The sequence below is a fragment of the Dyella thiooxydans genome (assembly GCF_001641285.1).
GTDB lineage: Bacteria > Pseudomonadota > Gammaproteobacteria > Xanthomonadales > Rhodanobacteraceae > Dyella_A > Dyella_A thiooxydans.
In genome coordinates, this window is sequence record NZ_CP014841.1 from 976307 (window position 1) to 998281 (window position 21975).

The 21975-nt window shown below is 69.1% G+C and carries 21 protein-coding genes; 9 read left to right on the forward strand and 12 right to left on the reverse strand.

Annotated features, from left to right (window positions below; genetic code table 11):
* Nucleotides 1-29 precede the first annotated feature (29 nt).
* Nucleotides 30-1067, reverse strand: coding sequence for an agmatine deiminase family protein (locus tag ATSB10_RS04540; protein ID WP_063670833.1), 1038 nt, complete (start codon nt 1065-1067; stop codon nt 30-32).
* Between the two features lie 100 nt (nt 1068-1167).
* Nucleotides 1168-1509, reverse strand: a complete 342-nt coding sequence (locus tag ATSB10_RS04545) for a hypothetical protein (RefSeq protein ID WP_063670835.1) — start codon at nt 1507-1509, stop codon at nt 1168-1170.
* 159 nt (nt 1510-1668) lie between these two features.
* Between ATSB10_RS04545 and ATSB10_RS04550 the strand changes: the two genes are divergently transcribed.
* From ATSB10_RS04550 to lysS, 9 genes are all read left to right on the forward strand, one after another.
* Complete coding sequence (locus ATSB10_RS04550) at nt 1669-3573, forward strand: ABC-F family ATP-binding cassette domain-containing protein (protein WP_063670837.1); 1905 nt, start codon at nt 1669-1671, stop codon at nt 3571-3573.
* Nucleotides 3574-3583: 10 nt separating this feature from the next.
* Nucleotides 3584-4492: a hypothetical protein gene (locus ATSB10_RS04555; protein WP_063670840.1), complete on the forward strand. Its 909-nt coding sequence runs from the start codon at nt 3584-3586 to the stop codon at nt 4490-4492.
* Between the two features lie 2 nt (nt 4493-4494).
* The gene (gene recJ / locus ATSB10_RS04560) at nt 4495-6201 is read left to right on the forward strand and encodes a single-stranded-DNA-specific exonuclease RecJ (RefSeq protein WP_063670842.1); all 1707 of its coding nucleotides are present in this window, start codon (nt 4495-4497) and stop codon (nt 6199-6201) included.
* 80 nt (nt 6202-6281) lie between these two features.
* On the forward strand, nt 6282-6647 hold the full coding sequence (locus ATSB10_RS04565; RefSeq protein WP_063670844.1) for a SpoIIAA family protein: 366 nt from the start codon (nt 6282-6284) through the stop codon (nt 6645-6647).
* 61 nt (nt 6648-6708) lie between these two features.
* The gene (locus tag ATSB10_RS19795) at nt 6709-6837 is read left to right on the forward strand and encodes a hypothetical protein (RefSeq protein ID WP_257726582.1); all 129 of its coding nucleotides are present in this window, start codon (nt 6709-6711) and stop codon (nt 6835-6837) included.
* Between the two features lie 142 nt (nt 6838-6979).
* Nucleotides 6980-8671: an asparagine synthase B gene (asnB, locus tag ATSB10_RS04570; RefSeq protein ID WP_063670846.1), complete on the forward strand. Its 1692-nt coding sequence runs from the start codon at nt 6980-6982 to the stop codon at nt 8669-8671.
* 153 nt (nt 8672-8824) lie between these two features.
* A protein-coding gene (gene prfB / locus ATSB10_RS04575) for a peptide chain release factor 2 (protein WP_157469049.1) occupies nt 8825-9950 on the forward strand; the annotation gives its coding sequence in 2 pieces (ribosomal slippage) (nt 8825-8899 and nt 8901-9950; 1125 coding nt in all).
* Between the two features lie 44 nt (nt 9951-9994).
* A complete protein-coding gene (locus ATSB10_RS04580; RefSeq protein ID WP_063670850.1) occupies nt 9995-10282 on the forward strand; it encodes a hypothetical protein in 288 nt (95 codons plus the stop codon).
* A gap of 75 nt (nt 10283-10357) precedes the next feature.
* The gene (gene lysS, locus ATSB10_RS04585; protein ID WP_063670852.1) at nt 10358-11875 is read left to right on the forward strand and encodes a lysine--tRNA ligase; all 1518 of its coding nucleotides are present in this window, start codon (nt 10358-10360) and stop codon (nt 11873-11875) included.
* Nucleotides 11876-12076: 201 nt separating this feature from the next.
* Here lysS and yidC read toward each other — a convergent pair whose 3' ends face one another.
* The 10 genes from yidC to ATSB10_RS04635 form a co-directional block, all read right to left on the reverse strand.
* A complete protein-coding gene (gene yidC / locus ATSB10_RS04590; RefSeq protein WP_063670854.1) occupies nt 12077-12718 on the reverse strand; it encodes a membrane protein insertase YidC in 642 nt (213 codons plus the stop codon).
* Nucleotides 12719-12791: 73 nt separating this feature from the next.
* On the reverse strand, nt 12792-15179 hold the full coding sequence (locus ATSB10_RS04595) for a phosphoketolase family protein (RefSeq protein ID WP_157469053.1): 2388 nt from the start codon (nt 15177-15179) through the stop codon (nt 12792-12794).
* Between the two features lie 27 nt (nt 15180-15206).
* Complete coding sequence (locus tag ATSB10_RS04600) at nt 15207-16586, reverse strand: MBL fold metallo-hydrolase RNA specificity domain-containing protein (RefSeq protein ID WP_063670858.1); 1380 nt, start codon at nt 16584-16586, stop codon at nt 15207-15209.
* Nucleotides 16583-17536, reverse strand: coding sequence for an LOG family protein (locus tag ATSB10_RS04605; protein ID WP_063670860.1), 954 nt, complete (start codon nt 17534-17536; stop codon nt 16583-16585). The genes ATSB10_RS04600 and ATSB10_RS04605 overlap by 4 nt, the downstream gene beginning before the upstream one ends.
* A gap of 45 nt (nt 17537-17581) precedes the next feature.
* Nucleotides 17582-18430 (reverse strand): F0F1 ATP synthase subunit gamma, encoded by an 849-nt coding sequence (locus tag ATSB10_RS04610; protein ID WP_063670862.1) that lies wholly within the window; start codon nt 18428-18430, stop codon nt 17582-17584.
* Nucleotides 18427-19953 carry a F0F1 ATP synthase subunit alpha gene (locus tag ATSB10_RS04615; protein ID WP_063670864.1) on the reverse strand — a complete coding sequence of 509 codons (1527 nt, stop codon included), beginning with the start codon at nt 19951-19953 and terminating at the stop codon, nt 18427-18429. Before ATSB10_RS04615 ends, ATSB10_RS04610 begins: the two co-directional genes overlap by 4 nt.
* Nucleotides 19934-20680 (reverse strand): F0F1 ATP synthase subunit B family protein, encoded by a 747-nt coding sequence (locus tag ATSB10_RS04620; RefSeq protein WP_063670866.1) that lies wholly within the window; start codon nt 20678-20680, stop codon nt 19934-19936. The genes ATSB10_RS04615 and ATSB10_RS04620 overlap by 20 nt, the downstream gene beginning before the upstream one ends.
* Nucleotides 20681-20693: 13 nt before the next feature.
* Nucleotides 20694-20942 (reverse strand): F0F1 ATP synthase subunit C, encoded by a 249-nt coding sequence (locus ATSB10_RS04625; protein ID WP_063670868.1) that lies wholly within the window; start codon nt 20940-20942, stop codon nt 20694-20696.
* Nucleotides 20939-21655, reverse strand: coding sequence for a F0F1 ATP synthase subunit A (locus ATSB10_RS04630; RefSeq protein ID WP_205631092.1), 717 nt, complete (start codon nt 21653-21655; stop codon nt 20939-20941). The genes ATSB10_RS04625 and ATSB10_RS04630 overlap by 4 nt, the downstream gene beginning before the upstream one ends.
* Entirely contained in the window at nt 21652-21972 is a 321-nt protein-coding gene (locus ATSB10_RS04635; protein ID WP_063670870.1) for an N-ATPase subunit AtpR, read from the reverse strand. Before ATSB10_RS04635 ends, ATSB10_RS04630 begins: the two co-directional genes overlap by 4 nt.
* Nucleotides 21973-21975 lie beyond the last annotated feature (3 nt).

Sequence of the window (21975 nt, forward strand, 5' to 3'; positions counted from 1 at the left end):
GGAATCCTGTGTCGTGGAACGTCGTCGGCTCAGCCGACGAGCCCGGCCGGCAACTGCATGGTGATGCAGTGCAGGCTGCCGTTCTGCCAGATCAGCGGGCGGCAGGGTACCTGCACGACCTCGCGGCCGGGGTGGGCTTCACCGATGATCCGTGCCGCTTCGTCATCGGCCGCGTCACCATAGGCGGGCACCAGCACTGCACCATTGACGATCAGGTAGTTCGCGTACGACGCCGCCAGGCGCCGCCCTTCGTCGATGATCGGTCGGGCCCACGGCAGTGGGTGCAGCGCGTACGGACGACCGTCGGCCGTGCGCAGCGCGGCCAGCTCGCTACCCATCCGCTGCAGTTCATCGAAATGGGGATCGCTGGCGTCGTCGCAAGCCTGGTACACGATCCGGTCGCCGGGCGCGAAGCGCGCCAGCGTATCGATATGGGCGTCGGTATCGTCGCCTTCCAGGTAACCGTAGTCGAGCCAGAGGATGCGCGAGGCGTGCAGGCCGTCGCGCAGGATGGCGTTCATGTCCTCGCGCGACTGCTCCGGATGGCGCTGGTTGAGGCAGCGCCAAGTGGTCAGCACGGTGCCGGAGCCATCGCTCTCGATGCCGCCGCCTTCCAGTGCCCAGTCGATGCGGCGGTGCGCGGCCTGGCCGAACACGCCGGCGTCGACCAGGCCGGCGATCAGCGCGTCGTCCTGCTCGGCGCCGAACTTGCCGCCCCAGCCGGTGAAGCGAAAATCGGTCAACTGGAAGCGACCGGCGTCGTCGCGCAGGGTGATCGGGCCGGAGTCGCGCAGCCAGGTGTCGTCGTACGGCAGTTCGACGAAGCGGATGCGCTCGAGGCGGGCACCCGCCTCCCGGATGAGGCGTTCGGCGTGGACGCGCACGGTGGCGTCGGGCACCACGATCACCAGCGACTCGAAGCGGGTCACCGCAGCGGACAGGGCGGCATAGGTGGTCTCGACGGACGCCAGCCGGTCGGCCCAGTCGGTGCCGGCGTGCGGCCAGGCGATCAGCACCGCGGCCTGCGGTTCCCATTCCGCCGGCAGGCGCAGGGTGGAGTCGTTCATCGGGGACATTCGCTCGTCGGGGAAACACGGAACGGCGAATTGTAAGGCACCGGATGTCCCGGTGCGGCAGCCCCGGCCCGCCGGCCGGGGCTGGGGGCGATTACTTCGCGGCCGACGGATCGGTGTTGTTGCCGGCCGGCGTGTTCAACACGCTGTGGATCACGTGGTTCTTCTCGAAGTACACGATGAACGTCGCGTAGTCCCAGCGGTTGATCACCGGGTGCTTCGCGGTATCCCCGCCGCGCGGGCTGAGCTTGCGCTGCGGTGCGCCGTACTTCTTTTCCACCTGCGCCATGGTCATGCCGCGGGTGGGCAGGTTCATGCCCTTTTCCTGCTTGACGCGGTTGATCAGCAGGTTGTCCGCGCTGGCCGCGGACGGCAGCGCGACAGCGCCGACGGCCAGGGCGCAGGCCAGTGCCAGGCTGAAACGACGGTTGATCATGATCCCCTCTCCACGGAATGCGTGCTGCGCCGTTTTAGCAGAAGCCCCGGCGCTTAGCCACGGCACACGACCGGGTTTGCGATGGGTTGGGCGTTCCGCAGCCGCTATGATGTGCGGCTGCGGGCGCGGCGTGCGCCCGGTCCGTATGGTTTCCCTCGCATGATCGCTTTCCGCCACTTCGCCCTGCGCCGCGGCAGCCGGCTGCTGCTCTCCGACATCGACCTGGTGATCCAGAGCGGTTGGCGGCTGGGCGTGATCGGCCGCAACGGCTGCGGCAAGTCCAGCCTGTTCGCCGCACTGCAGGGCCAGCTCGAATCCGACGCCGGCGAGCTGGACATGCCCGGCAAGCTGCGGCTGGCCTCGGTGGCGCAGGAGACGCCAGCGCTGGCGGACCTGGCGATCGACTACGTGATGGGCGGCGACGAGGAACTGGCCGCGGCGCTGCGCGACGAGGCCAACGCGCAGGAGCGCGGCGACATCGAGGCGATGGCCCGTGCGCATCACCGCATCGAGGAACTGCACGGCTACGACGCCCGTGCCCGCGCCGGTCGCCTGATGCACGGTCTGGGCTTCGCCCCGGAGACCCACGAGCGCGCGGTGAAGGAATTTTCCGGCGGCTGGCGCGGGCGCCTGAACCTGGCCCGCGCGCTGATGTGCCCGTCCGACCTGCTGCTGCTCGACGAGCCGACCAACCACCTCGACCTCGACGCCGTGCTGTGGCTGGAAGAGTGGCTGCGCCGCTACCAGGGCACGCTGATGATCATCTCGCACGACCGCGAGTTCCTCGACGGTGTGATCACCCACACCCTGCATCTCAACCAGGGCCAGGCGAAGCTCTACACCGGCAACTACAGCGCGTTCGAGCGGCTGCGCGCCGAGCAACTGCGCCAGCAGCAGATCAGCTTCGAGCGCGAGCAGGCCGAGCGGGCGCACCTGCAGTCCTTCATCGACCGCTTCAAGGCCAAGGCCAGCAAGGCCAAGCAGGCACAGTCGCGGATGAAGCGGCTGGAGAAGCTGGCCGGTACCGAGGCGGTGCGTGCCGAGCGGGCTTTCAGTTTCAGCTTCCCCCAGCCCGATCGCGTGCCCGACGCGATGCTGCAGCTCGGCGAGGTGCGTGCGGGCTATCCGCTGGAATCGGGCGAGGGTCACTCCACCGTGCTCGCCGACGTCGGCTTCAGCATTGAGGCGGGCGAGCGCATCGGCCTGCTCGGCCCGAACGGCGCGGGCAAGTCCACCCTGGTCAAGACCCTGGTCGGCGAGCTGGAGCCGCTGGCCGGCGAGCGCAAGGTGCACAAGGACCTGAAGATCGGCTACTTCGCCCAGCACACGGTCGAGAGCCTGCGCGCCGGTTCCAGCCCGCTGGATCACCTGCAGGACCGCGCGCCGGGCGTGGGCAACCAGGTGTTGCGCGACTTCCTCGGCACATGGAATTTCGCTGGCGACCGCGCATTCGAGTCGGTCGACGGTTTCTCCGGTGGCGAGCGGGCGCGCCTGGCGCTGGCGCTGATCGCCTGGGACAAGCCGAACCTGCTGCTGCTCGACGAGCCGACCAACCACCTCGACCTGGAGATGCGCGAGGCGCTGGCCGACGCACTGGCCGATTTCGACGGTGCGCTGGTGCTGGTCTCGCACGACCGCCACCTGCTCGGCATGGTCTGCGACAGCTTCTGGCGCGTGGCGGACACCCGGGTCGAACCGTTCGACGGCGACCTGGACGACTACGCGCGCTGGCTGCGCTCGCGCGGCAGCCAGGCAAAGAAGGCGGAAAAGAGCGAGACCAAGCCGGCCGCACCGGTCGAGTCGCCGGAGGAGCGCCGCCGCAAGGCCGCCGCCCAGCGCGACCAGGAAAAAACCTCGCGCTCGCGGGTGAAGAAGATCGAGACCCGCGTGGCGACCATCGATGCCGAACTGGGCAAGCTGGAGGCGAAGCTGGCCGACCCGGCCATCTACAGCGGCTCCACCGCCGAGTTGATGAAACTCGGCCAGCAGCAGGCCGACCTGCGCAAGGAGAAGGAGTCGCTGGAGGCGGAATGGCTGGAAATCTACGAACAGCTGGAAGCCTGAGGCCGGTGGCATGAGCCAGCTCGCTCCGGTCGCCCTCTGGCTGCCCGCGCTGGCGCGCTTCGCGCCGGACCATCCACTGCATCGCGCCCTGCGCCAGGGCAACCGCCAGCCCGATGGCCAGCGTGGCTACATGGATGGGCTGGGGCGCTACTTCCAGACGCATGCCCGCGCGCTGCCGGCCGCCGCCTTGCTGCGACAGCACCTCGCCGGTGACGCCGGTGACACGCCGTGGCTCTGCGCCGATCCCGCCTGGGTGCAGGCCGAGATGAACGGCGCACGCCTGCTCGCCTGCGGCCAGCTCGGTCTGTCGCAGGACGAGGCCGAGGCGCTGGCTGCGCCGCTGCGCCCGGTGTTCGGTGATGCCGGCATGCAGCTGGAGGTCACCGCGCCCGACCGCTGGCAGGTACGGCTGGTGGAGGGCACGCCCGTGCCGGACTTCGCCGCGCCCGAGCAGGCGCTGGGCGAGGATCTGTACCAGCACCTTCCGCAGGGCGCCGAGGGACGACGCTGGCGGATCCTGATCAATGAGCTGCAGGTGCTGCTGCACCAGCATCCGCTCAATGCCGAGCGCCGGGCCAGGGGGCTGCCGCCGGTGAACAACCTCTGGCTGTGGGGGGGTGGATCGCTGCCCAATCATGTGGTGGCTGGGCCGACGCGGGTGGTCGGCGACGATCCGCTGCTGCTGGCGCTGGCCGCACGGGCGGGTATCCCGGCCGTACCCCGCTCGACGGGTTCGGTCGGCGCCGCTGCCGAGGGCGCCCTGGTCGATCTGCAGGATCTGCCGGTCGCCGAGCTGGAGCAGGCGTGGTGGCCGGTGATCGAGGCGTTGTTGGCGCAGCGCACCGTGCAACTGGATTTCGCCAGCGGCGAGCGCTGGCTGCACAAGCCGTTGCACCGCTGGCGGTTCTGGCGGCGGTGAGCATGCAGTTGCGTCGTCGCGTGATGAAGGGCGCGCCACAAGGCTGGTCGGCACAGGTGCATCCGGTACTGCAGGCGGTCTATGCCGCGCGCGGCGTGCTGTCGCCGGATGAAGCCGAGCATCGGCTGGCGCGGATGGCTTCGCCGCAGGCACTCGGTGGCATGGACCAGGCCGTCGCGTTGCTGATCGAGGCGATCCGCGGGCAATGGTCGATCGTCGTGGCCGGCGACTACGACTGCGACGGCGCCACCGGCACCGCCGTCGCGCTGCGCGGCCTGCGCCTGCTGGGCGCCACCGATGTGCGCTACGCGATCCCCAACCGCTTCGTGCACGGTTACGGCCTCAGCGCGGCGCTGGTCGCATCGCTGCAGCCGACGCCGCAACTGGTGATCACCGTGGACAACGGCGTGGCCAGCGTCGACGGCGTGGCGGCGGCGAAGGCGCGAGGCATCCGCGTGCTGGTGACCGACCACCACCTGCCGGGCGAGCGCCTGCCGGACGCCGACGCGATGGTCAATCCGAACCTGCCCGGCGATGGCTTTCCCAGCAAGGCGCTGGCCGGCGTCGGCGTGATGTTCTACCTGCTGCTGGCGACGCGTGCGGCGCTGCGCGGGCAGGGCGCGTTCGGCGACGGTGCGGAGCCGGATCTGTCGGTCCTGCTGGATCTGATTGCGCTCGGTACCGTGGCCGACCTGGTGCCGCTGGACTTCAACAACCGCGTGCTGGTCGAGGCCGGGCTCAAGCGCATCCGCGCCGGTCGTGCCTGTGCCGGCATCGCGGCGCTGATCGAGGCCGGCAAGCGCAGCGTGGCGACAGTCTGCGCCAGCGATCTCGGCTACGTGGTCGGCCCTAGGCTGAATGCAGCCGGTCGACTGGAAGACATGAGCCTGGGTGTGGAGTGCCTGCTCACCGACGACCCGTCGCGCGCCATGCATCTGGCCGCCGAACTGGACCGGATCAATCGCGAGCGCCGCGACCTGCAGGCCTCGATGGTGGCCGAGGCGGAGCAGATGGTCGGCGCGGCCCACGCCACCGATGCGGTGGGCGTGGCCCTGTTCGAGCCGAGCTGGCATGCGGGTGTGGTCGGGCTGGTGGCGTCCAAGCTGAAGGAGCGCCTGCACCGACCGGTGATCGCCTTCGCGCCGGCCAGCGAGGACGAGACCGAAGTGCTGCGCGGCTCGGCGCGCTCGATTGCCGGCTTCCATATTCGCGACGCGCTGGCTGCCATCGATGCGCGTCAGCCGGGGCTGGTCGAGCGCTTCGGCGGGCATGCCATGGCGGCCGGCCTGAGCCTGCGCGCCGAGGATTTCGACCGTTTCGCCGGAGCGTTCGACGCGGTGGCCCGCGAGTGGCTGGGCGATCGCCCGCTGCAGGCCGTGCTGGATAGCGATGGCGAACTCGGGCCCGGGCAACTGGACCTGGATCTGGCCCGGTTGTTGCGGCACGCCGCGCCGTGGGGGCAGGCCTTCCCCGAGCCGGTGTTCGACAACGTGTTCGAGTGCCGTTCCTGGCGAGTGATGGCCGAGAAGCATCTGAAACTGCAGCTGCGTGATCCGCGCGACGGACAGGTCTACGAAGCAGTGATGTTCAACGCCTACACCGGCGCAGCGCCACCACCGGTGCTGCGCGCGGCCTACGAACTGGCGGTGAACGACTGGCAGGGGCGCGAGAGCCTGCAGTTGCTGCTGCGGCATATCGAAGCGGTCTGAGGCGTTTTCACGCCGCACTGCTTGCACGGAGCGGCGGTTCGGAGTGCGATGGCGGCATCGTCCCGCAAGGAGTGTCATCCATGATCGAGCAGATCACCGATCTTCCCGCCGGCGTGCTGGGTTTCCGCGCCCGCGGCCAGGTTACCGCCGCCGACTACGAAAACGTGCTGGTGCCGGACGTCGAAGCCGCCTTCGCGATGAACCCCAAGCTGCGCCTGATGTACCACTGCGGCGAGGACTTCACCGGCTTCGACGCCAAGGCCGCCTGGGACGATGCCAAGCTCGGCATGCGTCATTTCAGCGGCTGGGAAAAGGTCGCCCTGGTCACCGACGTGGGCTGGCTGCGGGTGGCGGCGCGGGCGATGCGCTTCGCGATTCCGGCCGAGTTCCGCCTGTTCGCCAATGCCGAGTACGCGCAGGCGCGGGACTGGCTGCTGGCGCCCTGAGCGGTATGGCCGTCCAGAAATAGTTCTTGCACCGCATCAAAAGTCGTGATCTAGTCGGGCCATGACCCAGTCGTTCACCGCCGCCGTCCGTCTCGCCGATGCCCTGCATCGTGCGGCTGCGTGCGTCGCGAACGGCCTGAACAACCGCAATGGCAATAATAATCGCCTCACCGGGCGGGCCATCGCGTAGACACAGGTTTCAGCTCCACATACGCGAAAAAGGCCCGCCCAGTGCGGGCCTTTTTCGTTTTATGGCCATGGATGGCCGGTATGCCGGAAACGCAGGGGCGGTTTCCGGCCGATCCATCAACTTTCGAAAGAGGGGTTTGGCCATGTGTTCGATCTTCGGGATGTTCGACCTGCAGCCGGGTGACGATCTCGCTGCGTTGCGCCGGCAGGCGCTGGAACTGTCGCAGCGCCAGCGCCATCGCGGCCCGGACTGGAGCGGTGTGTATGTCGACGCCGGGGTGATCCTGGTGCACGAGCGCCTGGCCATCGTCGATCCGGCCAGCGGCGCGCAGCCGCTGCGTTCGCGCGACGGCGCGCTGGCGCTGGCCGTGAACGGCGAGATCTACAACCACCGCGAGCTGCGCGCGGCCAGCGACTACGACTTCACCACCGGCTCGGACTGCGAGGTGATCAACGCGCTGTATCGCGACCTCGGCGGCGACGCCTTCGTGGCCGAAGGCGTGGGCAAGCTCAACGGCATCTTCGCCTTCGCGCTGTGGGACGGCCCCAGCCAGCGCTACGTGATCGCCCGCGATCCGATCGGCGTGTGCCCGCTGTACTGGGGCCACGATGGGGAAGGGCGCCTGTGCGTGGCCTCGGAGATGAAGGCGCTGGTCGGCGTGTGCAACGACGTGGCCGCGTTCCCGCCGGGCCATGTCTACGACAGCGCCAGCGGCGAGCTCACCCGCTACTACGTCAAGGGCTGGCGCGACTACGAGGCGACCAGGGGACAGGGGCCGGAGGGTCTGCGAGAGGCCTTCGAGCAGGCGGTGCACCGCCAGCTGATGACCGACGTGCCCTACGGCGTGCTGCTCTCCGGCGGCCTGGATTCCTCGCTGGTCGCCGCCTGTGCCGCCCGTTTCGCCCGCGAGCGCATCGAGGACGACGACCGCTCCGAAGCCTGGTGGCCGCGGCTGCATTCGTTCGCGATCGGCCTGGAAGGCTCGCCCGATCTCGCTGCCGCCCAGGTCGCCGCCGACGCGCTCGGCACGGTGCACCATGGCTTCGTCTACACCTTCTGGGAAGGCCTGGACGCGGTGCCCGAGGTGATCCGCCATCTGGAGACCTACGACGTCACCACCATCCGCGCCGCCACGCCGATGTACCTGCTGGCCCGCCGGATCAAGGCGATGGGCGTGAAGATGGTGCTTTCCGGCGAGGGCTCGGACGAGCTGTTCGGCGGTTACCTGTATTTCCACAAGGCGCCGTCGGCCGAGGCCTTCCACGAGGAGACCGTGCGCAAGCTCGACGCCTTGCACAGCTACGACTGCCTGCGCGCCAACAAGGCGATGATGGCCTGGGGCGTGGAGGCGCGCGTGCCGTTCCTGGACCTGGAGTTCATCGACGTGGCGATGGGCATGGATGCCGCCCACAAGATGGTCGACCAGAGTGACGCCGGCGGCCGCAAGATCGAGAAGCACGTGCTGCGCGCCGCCTTCGACGGTGCGTTGCCGAAGGAGATCCTGTGGCGGCAGAAGGAGCAATTCTCCGACGGCGTCGGCTACGGCTGGATCGACGGCCTCAAGGCGCATGCCGAACAGGAAGTCAGCGACCGCGAGTTCGCCGCGGCCGCCTCGCGCTTTCCGTTCAACACGCCGGCGACCAAGGAGGCGTATTTCTATCGCAGCATCTTCGAGCAGTTCTATCCGGGCGAGGCCTGCGCAGCGACGGTGCCGGGCGGCAAATCGATCGCCTGCTCGTCACCGGCGGCGCTGGCCTGGGACCCGGCCTTTGCGGCGATGGCCGATCCGTCCGGCCGGGCGGTGCGCGGGGTGCATGCCGATGCGCTGAGCTGAATGGCTGTTTGGCCAGTCGCCCGTCCCCGGGCAGCCACCCCGCGGACGGCCCGTCGATCGAGCTCCGCAACCGGGAGCAACCAGGCGGAGCGGTCCAAGCCCGGGGCCGGCTCTGCTACCATGACCGGCCATTTTCCCTGTTGCCAACCATCCATGATCGAGACCAATCCGATCCTTGCGCAGATCGCGGACCTGACCGGCCGCATCGAGTCGCTTAGGGGGTATCTTTGACTACCCCACCAAGCGCGAACGCCTGGAAGAAGTAACCCGCGAACTGGAAAGCCCCAACGTCTGGGACGATCCGACCCGCGCGCAGGAACTGGGCCGTGAACGCGCCCGGCTGGACACTGTCGTCAACGGCATCGACCGGCTCACCGCCGGCCTCACCGATGCCCGCGAACTGCTGGAGATGGCCGCCGCCGATGGCGACGACGACACCGTGGCCGCGGTGCAGGGTGATGTCGCCCTGCTCGACATCGAGGTGAACAAGCTGGAGTTCCAGCGCATGTTCGCCGGCAAGATGGATTCGGCCAACGCCTTCGTCGACATCCAGGCCGGTGCCGGCGGCACCGAGGCGCAGGACTGGGCCGAGATGCTGCTGCGCATGTATTTGCGCTGGTGCGAGTCGCGCGGCTGGAAGACCGAGCTGATGGAAGCTTCCGGCGGCGAAGTGGCCGGCATCAAGTCCGCCACCTTCCGCGTCGAGGGCGACTACGCCTACGGCTGGCTGAAGACCGAAACCGGCGTGCACCGGCTGGTGCGCAAGAGCCCGTTCGATTCGGACAACCGTCGCCACACCAGCTTCACTTCGGTGTTCGTGTCGCCGGAAGTCGACGACAACATCGAGATCAACATCAACCCGGCCGACCTGAAGACCGACGTGTACCGCTCGTCCGGTGCCGGTGGCCAGCACGTGAACAAGACCGAGTCCGCGGTGCGCATCACCCACGTACCCTCGGGCATCGTCGTGGCCTGCCAGACCGGTCGCAGCCAGCACGCCAACCGCGACACCGCGATGAAGATGCTGGCGGCGAAGCTGTACGAGCTGGAAGTGCAGAAGCGCAACGCCGAGAAGGACGCGGTGGAAGCGACCAAGTCCGACATCGGCTGGGGCAGCCAGATCCGCAACTACGTGCTCGACCAGAGCCGCATCAAGGACCTGCGCACCGGCATCGAGCGCTCAGACACCCAGAAAGTGCTCGACGGCGACCTGGACGAATTCGTCGAGGCCAGCCTGAAGGCGGGCCTGGAGGTCGGCGCCAAGCGCGTCGACGCCTGATCCGGAAACCGGCTCCATCCGTTCGAACTTGCGAGGAGACATCCATGAAGCGTGGAACGTTCCTTTCGTTGTCCGTCGCCGCCCTGCTTGCGTGCGCCGGCATGGCCAGCGCCCAGGCGCAGTCGGCCGGGCAGGACATCAAGCGCGACACCAAGGCGGCCGGCCATGACATCGCCGACGGTGCCCGCGACGTCGGCCATGCCACCCGCGACGTGGCGGTCAAGGTCGGCCACGGTGCCCGCGACGCCGGCCACGGTATCGCCAAGGGCGCGCGTGAGGGCTGGGATGCCACCAAGAAAGGCTTCAAGGAAGTGTTCCACAAGGGCGGCTGAGTCAGCCGCCCCTCCACGATCCAAAACTGACCGGCGCCTGCCAGCGCAGGCAAGCCACCCGCCACGGAATCTGCAATGAGCGAAACCCCCGAGAACCCGCCCGTCGACGAGAACAAGCTGATCGCCGAGCGCCGCGAGAAACTCAAGGCGCTGCGCGGGCAGGGCATCGCGTTTCCAAACGACTTCGTGGTCGATAGTTTCGCCGGTGACCTCAAGAACGAGTTCGCCGATGCCGAGCGTTGGACCGCCGAGGCCATCGATGCCGCAGCGAAGCGCGTGAAGGTGGCCGGCCGCATCGTGCTCAAGCGCGTGCAGGGCAAGGTCAGCTTCGTGCAGATGCAGGACATGACCGGCCGTATCCAGCTGTTCATCCATGCCGGCACCGTCGGCGACGTCTACGAGGCCTTCAAGGGCTGGGACATGGGCGATATCGTCGGCGCCGAAGGCGTGGTGATGCGCACCAAGACCGGCGAGCTGTCGGTGAAGGTCGAGCAGCTGCGCCTGCTGACCAAGAGCCTGCGTCCGCTGCCGGACAAGCATCACGGCATGGCCGACGTGGAGCAGCGCTACCGCCAGCGCTACGTCGACCTGATCGTCACCGAGGAGGCGCGCCGCACCTTCCAGCAGCGCTCACGCATCATTGGCTATATCCGCCAGTGGCTGGAGGCCGCACCGCGCCGCTTCATGGAAGTGGAGACGCCGATGATGCACGTCATCCCCGGCGGTGCCACCGCGCGTCCGTTCATCACCCACCACAACGCACTGGACATGGACCTCTACCTGCGCGTGGCGCCGGAGCTGTACCTCAAGCGCCTGGTGGTCGGCGGCTTCGACCGCGTCTACGAGATCAACCGCAACTTCCGCAACGAGGGCGTGTCGACCCGGCACAATCCCGAGTTCACCATGCTCGAGCTGTACCAGGCCTACGCCACCTACAACGAGATCATGGACCTCACCGAGAACCTGATCCGCGACACCGCGAAGCAGGTGATCGGCACCACCGAACTGCATTGGGATGGCGCCACCATCGACGTCGGCCCGGCGTTCCGCCGCTGGACCATGGAAGACGCGGTGCTGGAGCACAACCCGGAGATCAGGCGCGAGGAGCTGCGCGATCGTGCCGCGATGGCGGCCCACGCAAAGCGCCTGGGCGTGCAGGTCAAGGACGGCTACGGCTGGGGCAAGCTGCTGCTGGAGATCTTCGAGAAGACGGTGGAGCACACGCTGATCCAGCCGACCTTCATCACCCAGCACCCGGTCGAGGTCTCGCCGCTGGCGCGCGAGAACGACAGCGACCAGGGCATCACCGACCGCTTCGAGCTGTTCGTCAACGGCAAGGAAATCGCGAACGGCTTCTCCGAGCTCAACGATCCGGAAGACCAGGCCGCGCGGTTCCAGGCCCAGGTCGACGCCAAGGACGCCGGCGACGACGAGGCGATGCATTTCGATGCCGACTACATCCGCGCGCTGGAAGTGGGCCTGCCGCCCACCGGCGGCCTCGGCATCGGCATCGACCGGCTGGTGATGCTGCTCACCGACGCCTCGTCGATCCGCGACGTGCTGCTGTTCCCCTACATGCGTCCGGAGGCCTGATTCCCCGCATTTCCCCTTTGTAGGAACCCACCCCCGGATCAAGTCCGGGGCAGGCTCTGTGGGCGATCGATGTGGCAGCGAGGCGAAATCGGGTCGCGCACAGGGTGCGCTCCTACAGGGTGTCCGGATCGTGTAGGAGCCCACCCTGTGGGCGACCGGTGTGGCGGCGAGGCGAGATCGATTCGCGCACAGGGTGCGTTCCTACAGGGCGTCGATGCCCCTGGTCCCAACACGCCGCCGCAGCAGAGCCGCCTGCAGCACGTTGACGCTGCTCGAGCCGGCCCAGTACAGGCCGAGGCCGGCGGCCAGGTGCCAGACCATCAGGAACGAGACCAGCACCGGCAGCATCTGCAGCGCGGTCTTCATCTGTGCCGGCATGGCCGGATTCAGCGTGATCGCGGCGTACGTGAGTGCGGCGACGGCCAGGGCGAGCAGGAAGTCCGGTCGTGCCAGTCGCGGGATCCACAGGAACGAACCGGCCGCGGCGACGCTCTGGCGGATGGCGGCGTAGATGCCGATGCCCAGCGGTGCCTGCACCGCGGAGACCAGCAGCCCGCCACCGAGCCCGCTGGTGATGCCGTGCTGCTTCTGCAATGCCTGGGCGGCCCGGGCGTAGGCCAGCGGATCCTTGGCGTGCCGCTCGCGCAGGGCGTCGAGCAGCGGCTGCAGCGCCCGCATCCGCTGCTGGCGGTGCCAGCCCTGTTCGGCCAGCCGCAACGTCAGCGGCAGCAACACGAGACGGACGGCCACGGCGATAGCGACGACAGCCAGACCGTAGCTGCCGCCCAGCAGATGGGCGAGGAGCGAAAGCCCTTCGGCGAACGGATGAACGAAAGATTCCACGATGGCGCTTCCCTGTGCATGTCGGTTCCTGCGACATGCGCCCGTTCGGAGCGGTGTTCAAGAGGGCCGCAAGTCACGCCGCGCCGGTGCGCCCTGGCCAGCGCCAGTCCGCATATTCGGGCTGGTCGTAGCCCTCGCTGCAGGCGAAGCGCTGGCAGGCGAGGATGGCGTCCTTCATCCGGTCGCGCACGTGCGCACCGGCGACCAGCAACCCGGGCACGCGGTCGATGGCGTCGATCACCAGGTCGAAGCGGTCGATCTGGTTGCGGATGGCCAGATCCATCGGGGTGTTGATGTTGCCCTGTTCCTTGTAGCCGCGGACGTGCACGTTGCGGCTGTTGTGGCGGCGGTAGAGCAACTTGTGGATCAGCCACGGATAGCCGTGGAAGTTGAAGATCACCGGCTTGTCGCGGGTGAACAGGCTGTCGAACTCGGCATCGGAGAGCCCGTGCACGTGCTCGCTCTCCGGCTGCAGCCGGAACAGGTCCACCACGTTGACGAAGCGCACCTTCAACGCCGGGAAGTGCTCGCGCAGCAGGGCGGTGGCGGCCAGTGCCTCCATCGTCGGCACGTCGCCGGCGCAGGCCATCACCAGGTCCGGCTCGGCGCCGTCGTCGCTGCTTGCCCAGTCCCAGATGCCGATGCCCTTGGTGCAGTGGTCGGCGGCCTCCTCGATGGTCAGGTACTGCAGGTGGCGCTGCTTGTCGGCCACGATCACGTTGATCTTGTCGGTGCTGTCCAGGCAGTGGTCGACGACCGAGAGCAGGCAGTTCGCGTCCGGCGGCAGGTAGATGCGGGTGACCCGCGGGCTCTTGTTGGTGACCACGTCGAGAAAACCGGGGTCCTGGTGCGAGAAGCCGTTGTGGTCCTGCCGCCACACGGTGGAGGTGACCAGGATGTTGAGCGAGGACACGCTCGCCCGCCACGGCACGTCCAGCGCCTTCTCCAGCCACTTCGCGTGCTGGTTGAACATCGAGTCGATGACGTGGATGAAGGCCTCGTACGAAGCGAGCAGGCCGTGCCGGCCGGACAGCAGGTAGCCCTCCAGCCAGCCTTCCAGCGTGTGTTCGGAGAGGATCTCCATCACCCGGCCGCCGCGTTCCAGGTGGGTGCCGTCGGCATCCTCCGGCAGCGTCTCGGCCATCCACGCCTTGCCGCTGGCCTGGTAGATGTCGTCGAGCCGGTTCGAGGCGGTCTCGTCGGGGCAGAAGAAGCGGAAGCGGTCGGGGTTGGCGCGCATCACGTCGCGCAGCAGGCGGCCGGTCGGTCGGGTGTTTTCCTCGGTGGCGGTGCCCGGTTCGGTGACCGCCACCGCGTATTCGCGGATGTCCGGTCGCAGCAGCGCCCGCCGCAGCAGGCCGCCGTTGGCCACCGGGTTGGCGCTCATGCGGCGATGTCCGGACGGGGCCAGTGCCGCCAGTTCGGGCACCAGCTGGCCGTCCGCGGTGAACAGCGTCTCGGGGCGGTAGCTGCGCAGCCACTGTTCGAGCTGGCGCAGGTGGGCGGTGTCCTTGTGCGGATCCAGCGGGATCTGGTGGGCGCGCCAGGTGCCCTCCACGCGATGGCCGTCCACCTCCTTCGGGCCGGTCCAGCCCTTGGGCGTGCGCAGCACGATCATCGGCCACGTCGGCAGGCCCTCGAAGCTGCCGGTGCGCGCACGGCGCTGGATGTCGGCAATCCGGTCCAGTGCGGTTTCCAGCGTGGTAGCGAGCAGGCGGTGCACGCGCTGCGGCTCGTCACCTTCGACGAAGAACGGCTCATAGCCGTAACCGCGCATCAGGTCGGCGAGCTGGTCGTGGGGAATGCGCGCCAGCACCGTGGGGTTGGCGATCTTGTAGCCGTTGAGGTGCAGCACCGGCAGCACCGCGCCGTCGCGCGCCGGATCGAGGAACTTGTTCGAATGCCAAGCGGTGGCCAGCGGGCCGGTTTCCGCCTCGCCGTCGCCGACCATGCACACCACCAGCAGGTCGGGATGATCGAACGCCGCGCCGTAGGCGTGCGACAGGCTGTAGCCGAGTTCGCCGCCCTCGTGCAGCGATCCCGGCGTCTCAGGCGTGCAGTGACTGCCCACGCCACCGGGGAAGGAGAACTCCTTGAAGAACCGGCGCAGCCCGTCCAGGCCTGGCCCCTTGTCCGCATACAGCTCGCCGTAGCGTCCTTCCAGCCATGCGTGGGCCAGCACCGAGGGCGCGCCATGGCCGGGGCCGGAGACGAAGATCGCGTCGAGGTCGCGCGCGCGGATCAGCCGGTTCATGTGCGTCCACACCAGGGTCTGGCCCGGGTCCGAACCCCAGTGGCCGAGCAGCCGGTGCTTGATGTGCTCCAGCCGCAGCGGCTCGTGCAGCAGCGGGTTCTCGCGCAGGTAGAGCATGCCGGCGCAGAGATAGAGCGAGGCTCGCCAGTAGCGGTCGAGCAGGACCAGTTCGTCGTCGGAGAGGATGTTGGGGGATGGGGTGGACACGGGCAGCCTCCTGGCCGTGGATGATCGTCAGAGGGTGATGGCGTCGCCGTTGCCGGGCATGTGCACCTCGGTGGCGGACAGCCGGGTGGCGAACGCCTGCATCACCCGCTCGTCGCCGTGCACCAGGATGGTCTTGTCCGGTTTGATCGCCGTGTGCCAGGCCAGCAGCTCGTCGCGATCGGCGTGTGCGGAAAAGCCGTTGATGGTGTGCAGATGGGCGCGTACCGGGATGTCGTCGCCGAACAGGCGCACCGACTTCGCGCCATCGATGAGGATGCGCGCCAGCGTGCCGGAGGCGGCGTAGCCGACGAACACCACGCTGGAATCCTCGCGCCACAGGTTGTGCCGCAGGTGATGGCGCACGCGCCCGCCGGTGCACATGCCCGAGCCGGCCATCAGGATCGCGCCGCCGCGGATCCGGTTCAGCGCCATCGAGTCGGCGGTCTCGCGGGTGAAGCGCAGGCCGGGCAGGGCGAACGGATCGCCGCCCTGGGCGAACAGGGCACGTTCCTTCGGGTCGTAGCATTCGGTGTGGCGACGGAAGATCTCGGTGGCGGAGATCGCCATCGGCGAATCGAGGAACACCGGCAGCGTGCGCGGCAGCCGGCCGCTCTCCACGCCGGCGCGCAGGTAGTAGAGGATCTCCTGCGCACGCTCCAGCGCGAAGGTGGGGATCACCACGTTGCCGCCGCGGGCGAAGGTGTCGGTGATCGCGGCATACAGCTCCTCCACCGAGGGCCCCAGCGGCTTGTGCAGGCGGTCGCCGTAGGTGGTTTCCATCACCACCGCGTCGGCATGCGGCGGCGGCTGCGGATCGCGCAGGATCGGCCGGCCGCTGTTGCCGAGGTCGCCGGAGAAGATCACCGAGCGGCCGCCGTCGCCCTCCTGCACGATGCGGATGCTGGCCGAGCCGAGGATGTGCCCGGCGTCATGGAAGGTGGCGGTCAGGCCCGGCGCGAGCTCGATCGGCTGGCCATAGCGCGCGACGCGGCCGAAGCGGTCCATCGCGTTGAGCGCGTCGAGGGTGGTGTACAGCGGCTGCCCGTCCTTGTCGCCGCGACGCCATGCGTGTCGCTGGCGGCGCTCGGCATCGGCTTCCTGCAGACCGGCGGCGTCCAGCATCACCAGCCGCGCCAGCTCGCGCGAGGCTGCGGTGGTGATGATCTCGCCGGAGAACCCCCGATCGACCAGCAGCGGGATGCGACCGCAGTGGTCCAGGTGGGCGTGGGTCAGCAGCAGTATGTCGATCGAGGCCGGATCGAAGCCGAAATCGTCGCCGTTCTGCTCGTCCAGTTCGCGGCTGCCCTGGTACATGCCGCAGTCGACCAGGATCCGCTTGCCGGCGGCCTCGAGCAGGTGGCACGAGCCGGTGACCTCGCGGTCGGCGCCGTGGAAGGAGATTTTCATGGGCGTGCATCCGTGGCAGTGGAGGGGAGCAGGGGGCTGCCGTTGCGTTCATGCCAGTCGAGGATCCCCTGCCAGGCTTCCTCGGCGGTCTCGGCGTACCAGAACAGGTCGCGGTCTTCCTCGTCGATGCTGCCGGACTCGAGCAGGAAATCAACGTCGAACACGCGGCGCCAGTAGTCCTCGCCGACCAGCACGATGGGAATGGGCGCGCTCTTGCGGGTCTGGATCAGGGTCAGCGCGCCGAACACCTCATCCAGCGTGCCGTAGCCGCCGGGCAGGGCGACGATGGCGACTGCCCGCTTCATGAAGTGCAGCTTGCGCATGGCGAAGTAGTGGAACTGCATGCACAGCCCCGGCGTGACGTAGGGGTTCGGATACTGCTCGCGCGGCAGCGCGATGTTCAGGCCCACCGTCTGCGCGCCGGCCTCGCACGCGCCGCGATTGGCCGACTCCATCGCACCGGGACCGCCACCGGTGAGGATGGCCAGGCCGGGAATGCCGGCCAGGCCGACCCGCTGGCCGACCTCGCGCCCCACTTCGTAGTAGCGCGACAGGGCTTCCCGCCGCTCGGCCAGTTGCAGTGCGCGCACGGTGGCCGGGTCGTCGGGCCGCGAGCCGGCCGCTTCCCGCGCCGAGGCGAGCTCGCGCTTTGCCGTCTCCGGCTCGCGCAGGCGCGTGCTGCCGTAGACCAGCACCGTGCGCTCGATGCCGTGTGCGGCGAGCACCAGCTCGGCCTTGAGGTAGTCCACCTGCAGGCGAACGCCGCGCGCGGCGTCCTCGTGGAGGAAAGCCGTATCGCTGTCCGCTTCCCGGTACGACGGGTGCTGCATGATCGCGCGCAGCCGCTCGTCGACCTGCGGTTCTTCGGCGTGTGCCTTGGGATGCTCCCAAGGCAGCGGCGTGCGGCGCTTGTGGGGCGGAGGCGGCGGGCAGTGGCGGCGGTGGTTCAAGTGCGGCTCCTTTGGTCGCGGCACGGTGGCTGCGATCGGGGGTGGTCAGGTCCGGGCGGCGGAAAGCTCAAGGATCTCGTCGGTGATGTCTTCCTGGCGCACGCGCTGAAACTCGAGCGTGAGCGAGGCTTCGGTGCGCTCCAGATTGCCGTGGGCGGCGATCATCGCCTGCATGCGCGCCTGGTTTTCCGCCGCGTAGGACAGCATCAGCGCCGCGCACAGGTCGGCATGCACGTATTCGACCGCGAGCTGTTCGAGCAGGATCGTCGGCGGCAGGTTCATCAGCGGCGCCTGGCCATCGGCGAGACGGGCGGGAAAGCGGCCGAAGTCGAACGGCAGCAGCCGGCGCTGCTCGATGCTCTGCTCCTCGCCTTCGCCCGGGCTGCCGTGCACCAGCAGCACCCGGCCTGGTCCACGCGCGGCGAGCGCCGCATAGATCGCATCGGAAATCCGGTCGGCCAGTGCGGAGACCTCGTCGGTATGGGCGGCCATCGGCACGCTCCAGGCCGGTGTGCGCCCGCGGTTGCCGGCCACCATCAGGCCGCGGTCGCCGACGATGAACAGGCGGCTGTTGGCTTTGTCGGCCAGCGGCAGGGCGACATCGAGTACGCGCTCGTTGAAGCTGCCGGCGAAACCCTGTTCGGCGCACAGCGCGACCACCAGGACGCCGTCGCCGGGTGCGGCTGGCGCAGCGACGGACCGGCCGGACGGCAAGCTGCCGAGTACCTGGTCGATGGCCTGGCCGATGGTGGCGGCATACAGGCGGATCGCTTCCAGCTCGCGTCGCGCCTGCTGCGAACGGCTCGCCGCGATCGCCCGCATCGCGGAGATCACGCTGCCCAGCTGGCGCGTGGAGTCCAGTCGCGCCGCGACTTCGGCCAGCTGTCCGCTCATGCCTGCGCCCCCTTGGCGGCGGCGATGCCGGCGACCAGTTCGCGCACCCGTTTCACCAGCGCGTTGCGGGTGGACGGATCCAGTGCGTCGCCGATCGGTATCGGCTGTCCCTCGGCCAGGCGGGCCGGCAGTTGCCGGCGCAGCTCGGCGATCAGGTCGGCGGGCTGGTCGTCCAGCACGCCGTCGTCCAGCGCGGCGAGCTGGGCGAGCTGTTCCGGCAGTTGCTGTGCGGCGAAGCGCGGCTGGGTGAGTAGGGCGCGGATCGCCCGGCCCCGCGCGATCTGCGCCTTGACGCGGGTGTCGCTGAGGTTGCCGAAGCGGGTAAACAGCTCCAGTTCGAGAAACTGCGAATACTGCAGCCGCAGCTGGCCGGCCACCTCGCGCAGCACCGGCGGCTGCGCCTTGCCGCCGACCCGGCTGACCGACAGGCCGACGTCCACCGCGGGTCGCTGGTCGGCGGCGAACAGCGAGGTGTCGAAGACGATCTGGCCATCGGTGATCGAGATCAGGTTGGTCGGGATGTAGGCGGCCAGGTTACCCGCCTCGGTCTGCGCAATCGGCAGCGCGGTGAGCGAACCGCCGCCCCTGGCGGATGACAGCTTGGCGGCGCGTTCGAGCATGCGGGCATGCAGGTAGAACACGTCGCCGGGATAGGCCTCGCGGCCGGCCGGCTGGTGGGTGAGCAGGGCCAGCTCGCGGTGGGTGGCGGCGTGCTTGGTCAGGTCGTCGATCACGATCAGCGCGTGCTGGCCGCGGTCGCGGAAGTACTCGGCGATGCTGAAGCCGGCGAACGGCGCCACCCACTGCAGGCCGGCCGACGCCGACGCCGAGGCGACCACGAAGATGGTGCGCTCCGGCGCACCATGCGCGCGCACCGCCTCGATCACCTGCTGCACGGCATGCGCGCGCTGGCCGACCGAGACGTACACGCAGACCATGTCCGAGTGCTTCTGGTTGATCATCGCGTCCACCGCCAGCGAGGTCTTGCCGGTGGCGCGGTCGCCGATCAGCAGCTCGCGCTGGCCGCGGCCGATCGGGAACATCGCGTCGATCACCAGCACGCCGGTGGCGACCGGCTCGCTGACCAGGTCGCGCTCGATGATCGCCGGGGCCGGGCGCTCGATCGGCAGGTGGTCCGCGGCCGCCACCGGCTCGTCGCGGTCCAGCGGGCGACCCAGCGGGTCGAGCACGCGGCCGAGCAGGCCCGGGCCGACCGGTACACGCAGCACCTCGCCGGTGCCCAGTACTTCCGAACCGGCCTCCACGCTGCCGTCATCGTCCAGCAGCACCGCGGCCAGCGTGTCCTCGTCCAGCGACAGCACGAAGCCCATGTGGTCGTGCTGGAAGCGCAGCAGCTCGTGCATCCGGGCCTGGGCCAGGCCGGAGACGATGGCGATGCCGTCGGCGATCCGCACCACGTGACCCAGGCCGACCGAGCGCACGCCGAGTCGGGCCCGGGCGACGACATCCCGGCTGCGGCGCAGCCAGTCGCCGGCGGTGGCGTCAGGCGTGTCCGTCGGCATGGGTCAGCTCGTGCTGGAGATGGGCGAGGTCGGCGCGCAGGTGATTGCTGACCACCAGGTCGGGACTGCGCAGTTCCAGCCCGGCGATCAGGTTCGGATCGACCATGGTCGGCAGTGGGGCAGCGCGGCCGATGGCCTGCTGGATCGCCTGTGTGCAATGGTCCCTTTCGCCCGCCTCGAGCGTGCGCGGCGCCACCAGTGCGAGCGGGGTCGCCGCATCGGCCAGCTTCTGCTTCTGCGAATCCGGCAGCGCCCGCAGCGAGGCGACCAGATCGTCGAGAAAGCCGGCGACGCGGGCCGAGGCGGGCAGGCGGTCGAGCAAGCGCCCGGCCATGTCGATGGCCAGGGCGGCCGCGCGCTGTTCGTCGGCATGCTGCTGTGCGAGGAGCTGCTTGTCGCGGTCGGCCTGCGCCTGCTGCCGCAGGGTGTCGACCTCGGTCTGCGCGGCGGCCAGCAGACGGGTGCGTGCCGCTTCGGCATCGGTCTGCGCGGCCTTCATCGCCGCCTCGCGCCCGGCGGCGAGCTCGGCCTGCTGCGTTTGTGCCGCCGCCGTGGCCTGGCGCGCGCGGTCGCGTTCGGCTTCGGCGTCGGCCAGCAGCTTGGCGGCCGCCTCGCGCCGTCGCGCGATCGCCTGCACCACGGGCCGGTACAGCACGCGCGACAGCAGCCAGATCAGGACCAGCGCATTGATCGCCTGCAGCGCCAGCGTCCAGAAGTCGATTTTCATCGAAGGTCGCCGCTCACTTCAGGAACGGGTTGGCGAACAGCAGCAGGATCGCGACCACCAGGCAGTAGATCGCCATCGTCTCGATCATCGCCAGGCCGACGAACAGCGTGCGCGAGATGGTGCCGGCCGATTCGGGCTGGCGGGCGATCGCATCCATCGCGGCGGCCACCGCACGGCCTTCCGCGAGCGCCGGGCCGATCGCGCCGAAGCTCACCGACAGTGCGGCGGCGAGGATGCTGACAACGGGAATCAGGTCGTTCATGACGGGTCTCTCCGATCGGAAGATGCGGGCGCGTCCGGCGCGCGCGAGGGCGGGGCGGGGTGCACGGCGGCGCCGATGAACACCATCGCCAGCACACTGAAGATGTAGGCCTGGATGGCGCCAGTGAGCAGGTCCAGCGCCATGAACGGGATCGGCACGATCAGCCCGGCCAGCGACAGCGCGATGCCGACCACGAACACGCTGCTCATCACGTTGCCGAACAGGCGCACCATCAGCGAGAAGGTGCGGGTGATCTGCTCGACCAGGTTCAGCGGCACCATCAGCCAGCCCGGCTCGGCGAAGGTGGCGAGGTAGCCGCGTACGCCGCGGGCGCGCAGGCCGAACCAGATGGTGGCGAAGAACACGATGCCGGCGAGCGCGGCGTCTGTTTCCAGGTGGGCGGTGGGCGGTTCGATACCGGGCACCAGGCCCGACCAGTTCGCGACCAGCACGAACAGGAAGATGCTGCCGATCAGCGGACGGTACGGTGCCGGGTCCACCTGCATGGTGTCGTGGATCTGCGCGTCGATGGTCTCGACCAGCAACTCGAGCACGGCCTGGGTGCGCGAGGGACGCAACGACAGCCGGCGGGTGGCCAGCCAGGCGCCGATCACCAGCAGCGCCATGATTCCCCAGGTCACCGCCACGGCGGTGCTGACCGGGACCGGCCCGAGGTGGAACAGCGTCTCGGTGCGCAGCGGCGAGCCGATCATGCGTCCGGCTCTCCAGTCGGTGATGGCGGGTTGCCGCCGGCGGCGCCATCACGCAGCAGCGCCTGCCGTGCCACCAGGAAACCGACGAACCCGGCCAGCAGGGCGCTTACGCCGAAGTGGAACAGCGCCGCCAGCAGCAGGGCGCTGGCCAGCACGCGCAGCCCCTGCGATGCCAGCGCCAGTCCGGTGCGGCCGGTGGCGAGCAGGCGCACGGTGTAGCGCAACCCGACGAAGTGGAGCAGGCCGACCAGGCCACCGCCGAGCAGGCCGATGCCGATTGCCGGAGCGAACGGAAGCGAAGCAAGCGACAGGATCATCTT

Excerpts from the sequence above, each read along its gene's own strand:
- ATSB10_RS04540 (WP_063670833.1), bottom strand. The coding sequence starts at position 1,067 with ATGAACGACTCCACCCTGCGCCTGCCGGCGGAATGGGAACCGCAGGCC.
- ATSB10_RS04545 (WP_063670835.1), bottom strand. The coding sequence starts at position 1,509 with ATGATCAACCGTCGTTTCAGCCTGGCACTGGCCTGCGCCCTGGCCGTC.
- ATSB10_RS04550 (WP_063670837.1), top strand. The coding sequence starts at position 1,669 with ATGATCGCTTTCCGCCACTTCGCCCTGCGCCGCGGCAGCCGGCTGCTG.
- ATSB10_RS04555 (WP_063670840.1), top strand. The coding sequence starts at position 3,584 with ATGAGCCAGCTCGCTCCGGTCGCCCTCTGGCTGCCCGCGCTGGCGCGC.
- recJ (WP_063670842.1), top strand. The coding sequence starts at position 4,495 with ATGCAGTTGCGTCGTCGCGTGATGAAGGGCGCGCCACAAGGCTGGTCG.
- ATSB10_RS04565 (WP_063670844.1), top strand. The coding sequence starts at position 6,282 with ATGATCGAGCAGATCACCGATCTTCCCGCCGGCGTGCTGGGTTTCCGC.
- ATSB10_RS19795 (WP_257726582.1), top strand. The coding sequence starts at position 6,709 with ATGACCCAGTCGTTCACCGCCGCCGTCCGTCTCGCCGATGCCCTGCAT.
- asnB (WP_063670846.1), top strand. The coding sequence starts at position 6,980 with ATGTGTTCGATCTTCGGGATGTTCGACCTGCAGCCGGGTGACGATCTC.
- ATSB10_RS04580 (WP_063670850.1), top strand. The coding sequence starts at position 9,995 with ATGAAGCGTGGAACGTTCCTTTCGTTGTCCGTCGCCGCCCTGCTTGCG.
- lysS (WP_063670852.1), top strand. The coding sequence starts at position 10,358 with ATGAGCGAAACCCCCGAGAACCCGCCCGTCGACGAGAACAAGCTGATC.
- ATSB10_RS04600 (WP_063670858.1), bottom strand. The coding sequence starts at position 16,586 with ATGAAAATCTCCTTCCACGGCGCCGACCGCGAGGTCACCGGCTCGTGC.
- ATSB10_RS04610 (WP_063670862.1), bottom strand. The coding sequence starts at position 18,430 with ATGAGCGGACAGCTGGCCGAAGTCGCGGCGCGACTGGACTCCACGCGC.
- ATSB10_RS04615 (WP_063670864.1), bottom strand. The coding sequence starts at position 19,953 with ATGCCGACGGACACGCCTGACGCCACCGCCGGCGACTGGCTGCGCCGC.
- ATSB10_RS04620 (WP_063670866.1), bottom strand. The coding sequence starts at position 20,680 with ATGAAAATCGACTTCTGGACGCTGGCGCTGCAGGCGATCAATGCGCTG.
- ATSB10_RS04625 (WP_063670868.1), bottom strand. The coding sequence starts at position 20,942 with ATGAACGACCTGATTCCCGTTGTCAGCATCCTCGCCGCCGCACTGTCG.
- ATSB10_RS04630 (WP_205631092.1), bottom strand. The coding sequence starts at position 21,655 with ATGATCGGCTCGCCGCTGCGCACCGAGACGCTGTTCCACCTCGGGCCG.
- ATSB10_RS04635 (WP_063670870.1), bottom strand. The coding sequence starts at position 21,972 with ATGATCCTGTCGCTTGCTTCGCTTCCGTTCGCTCCGGCAATCGGCATC.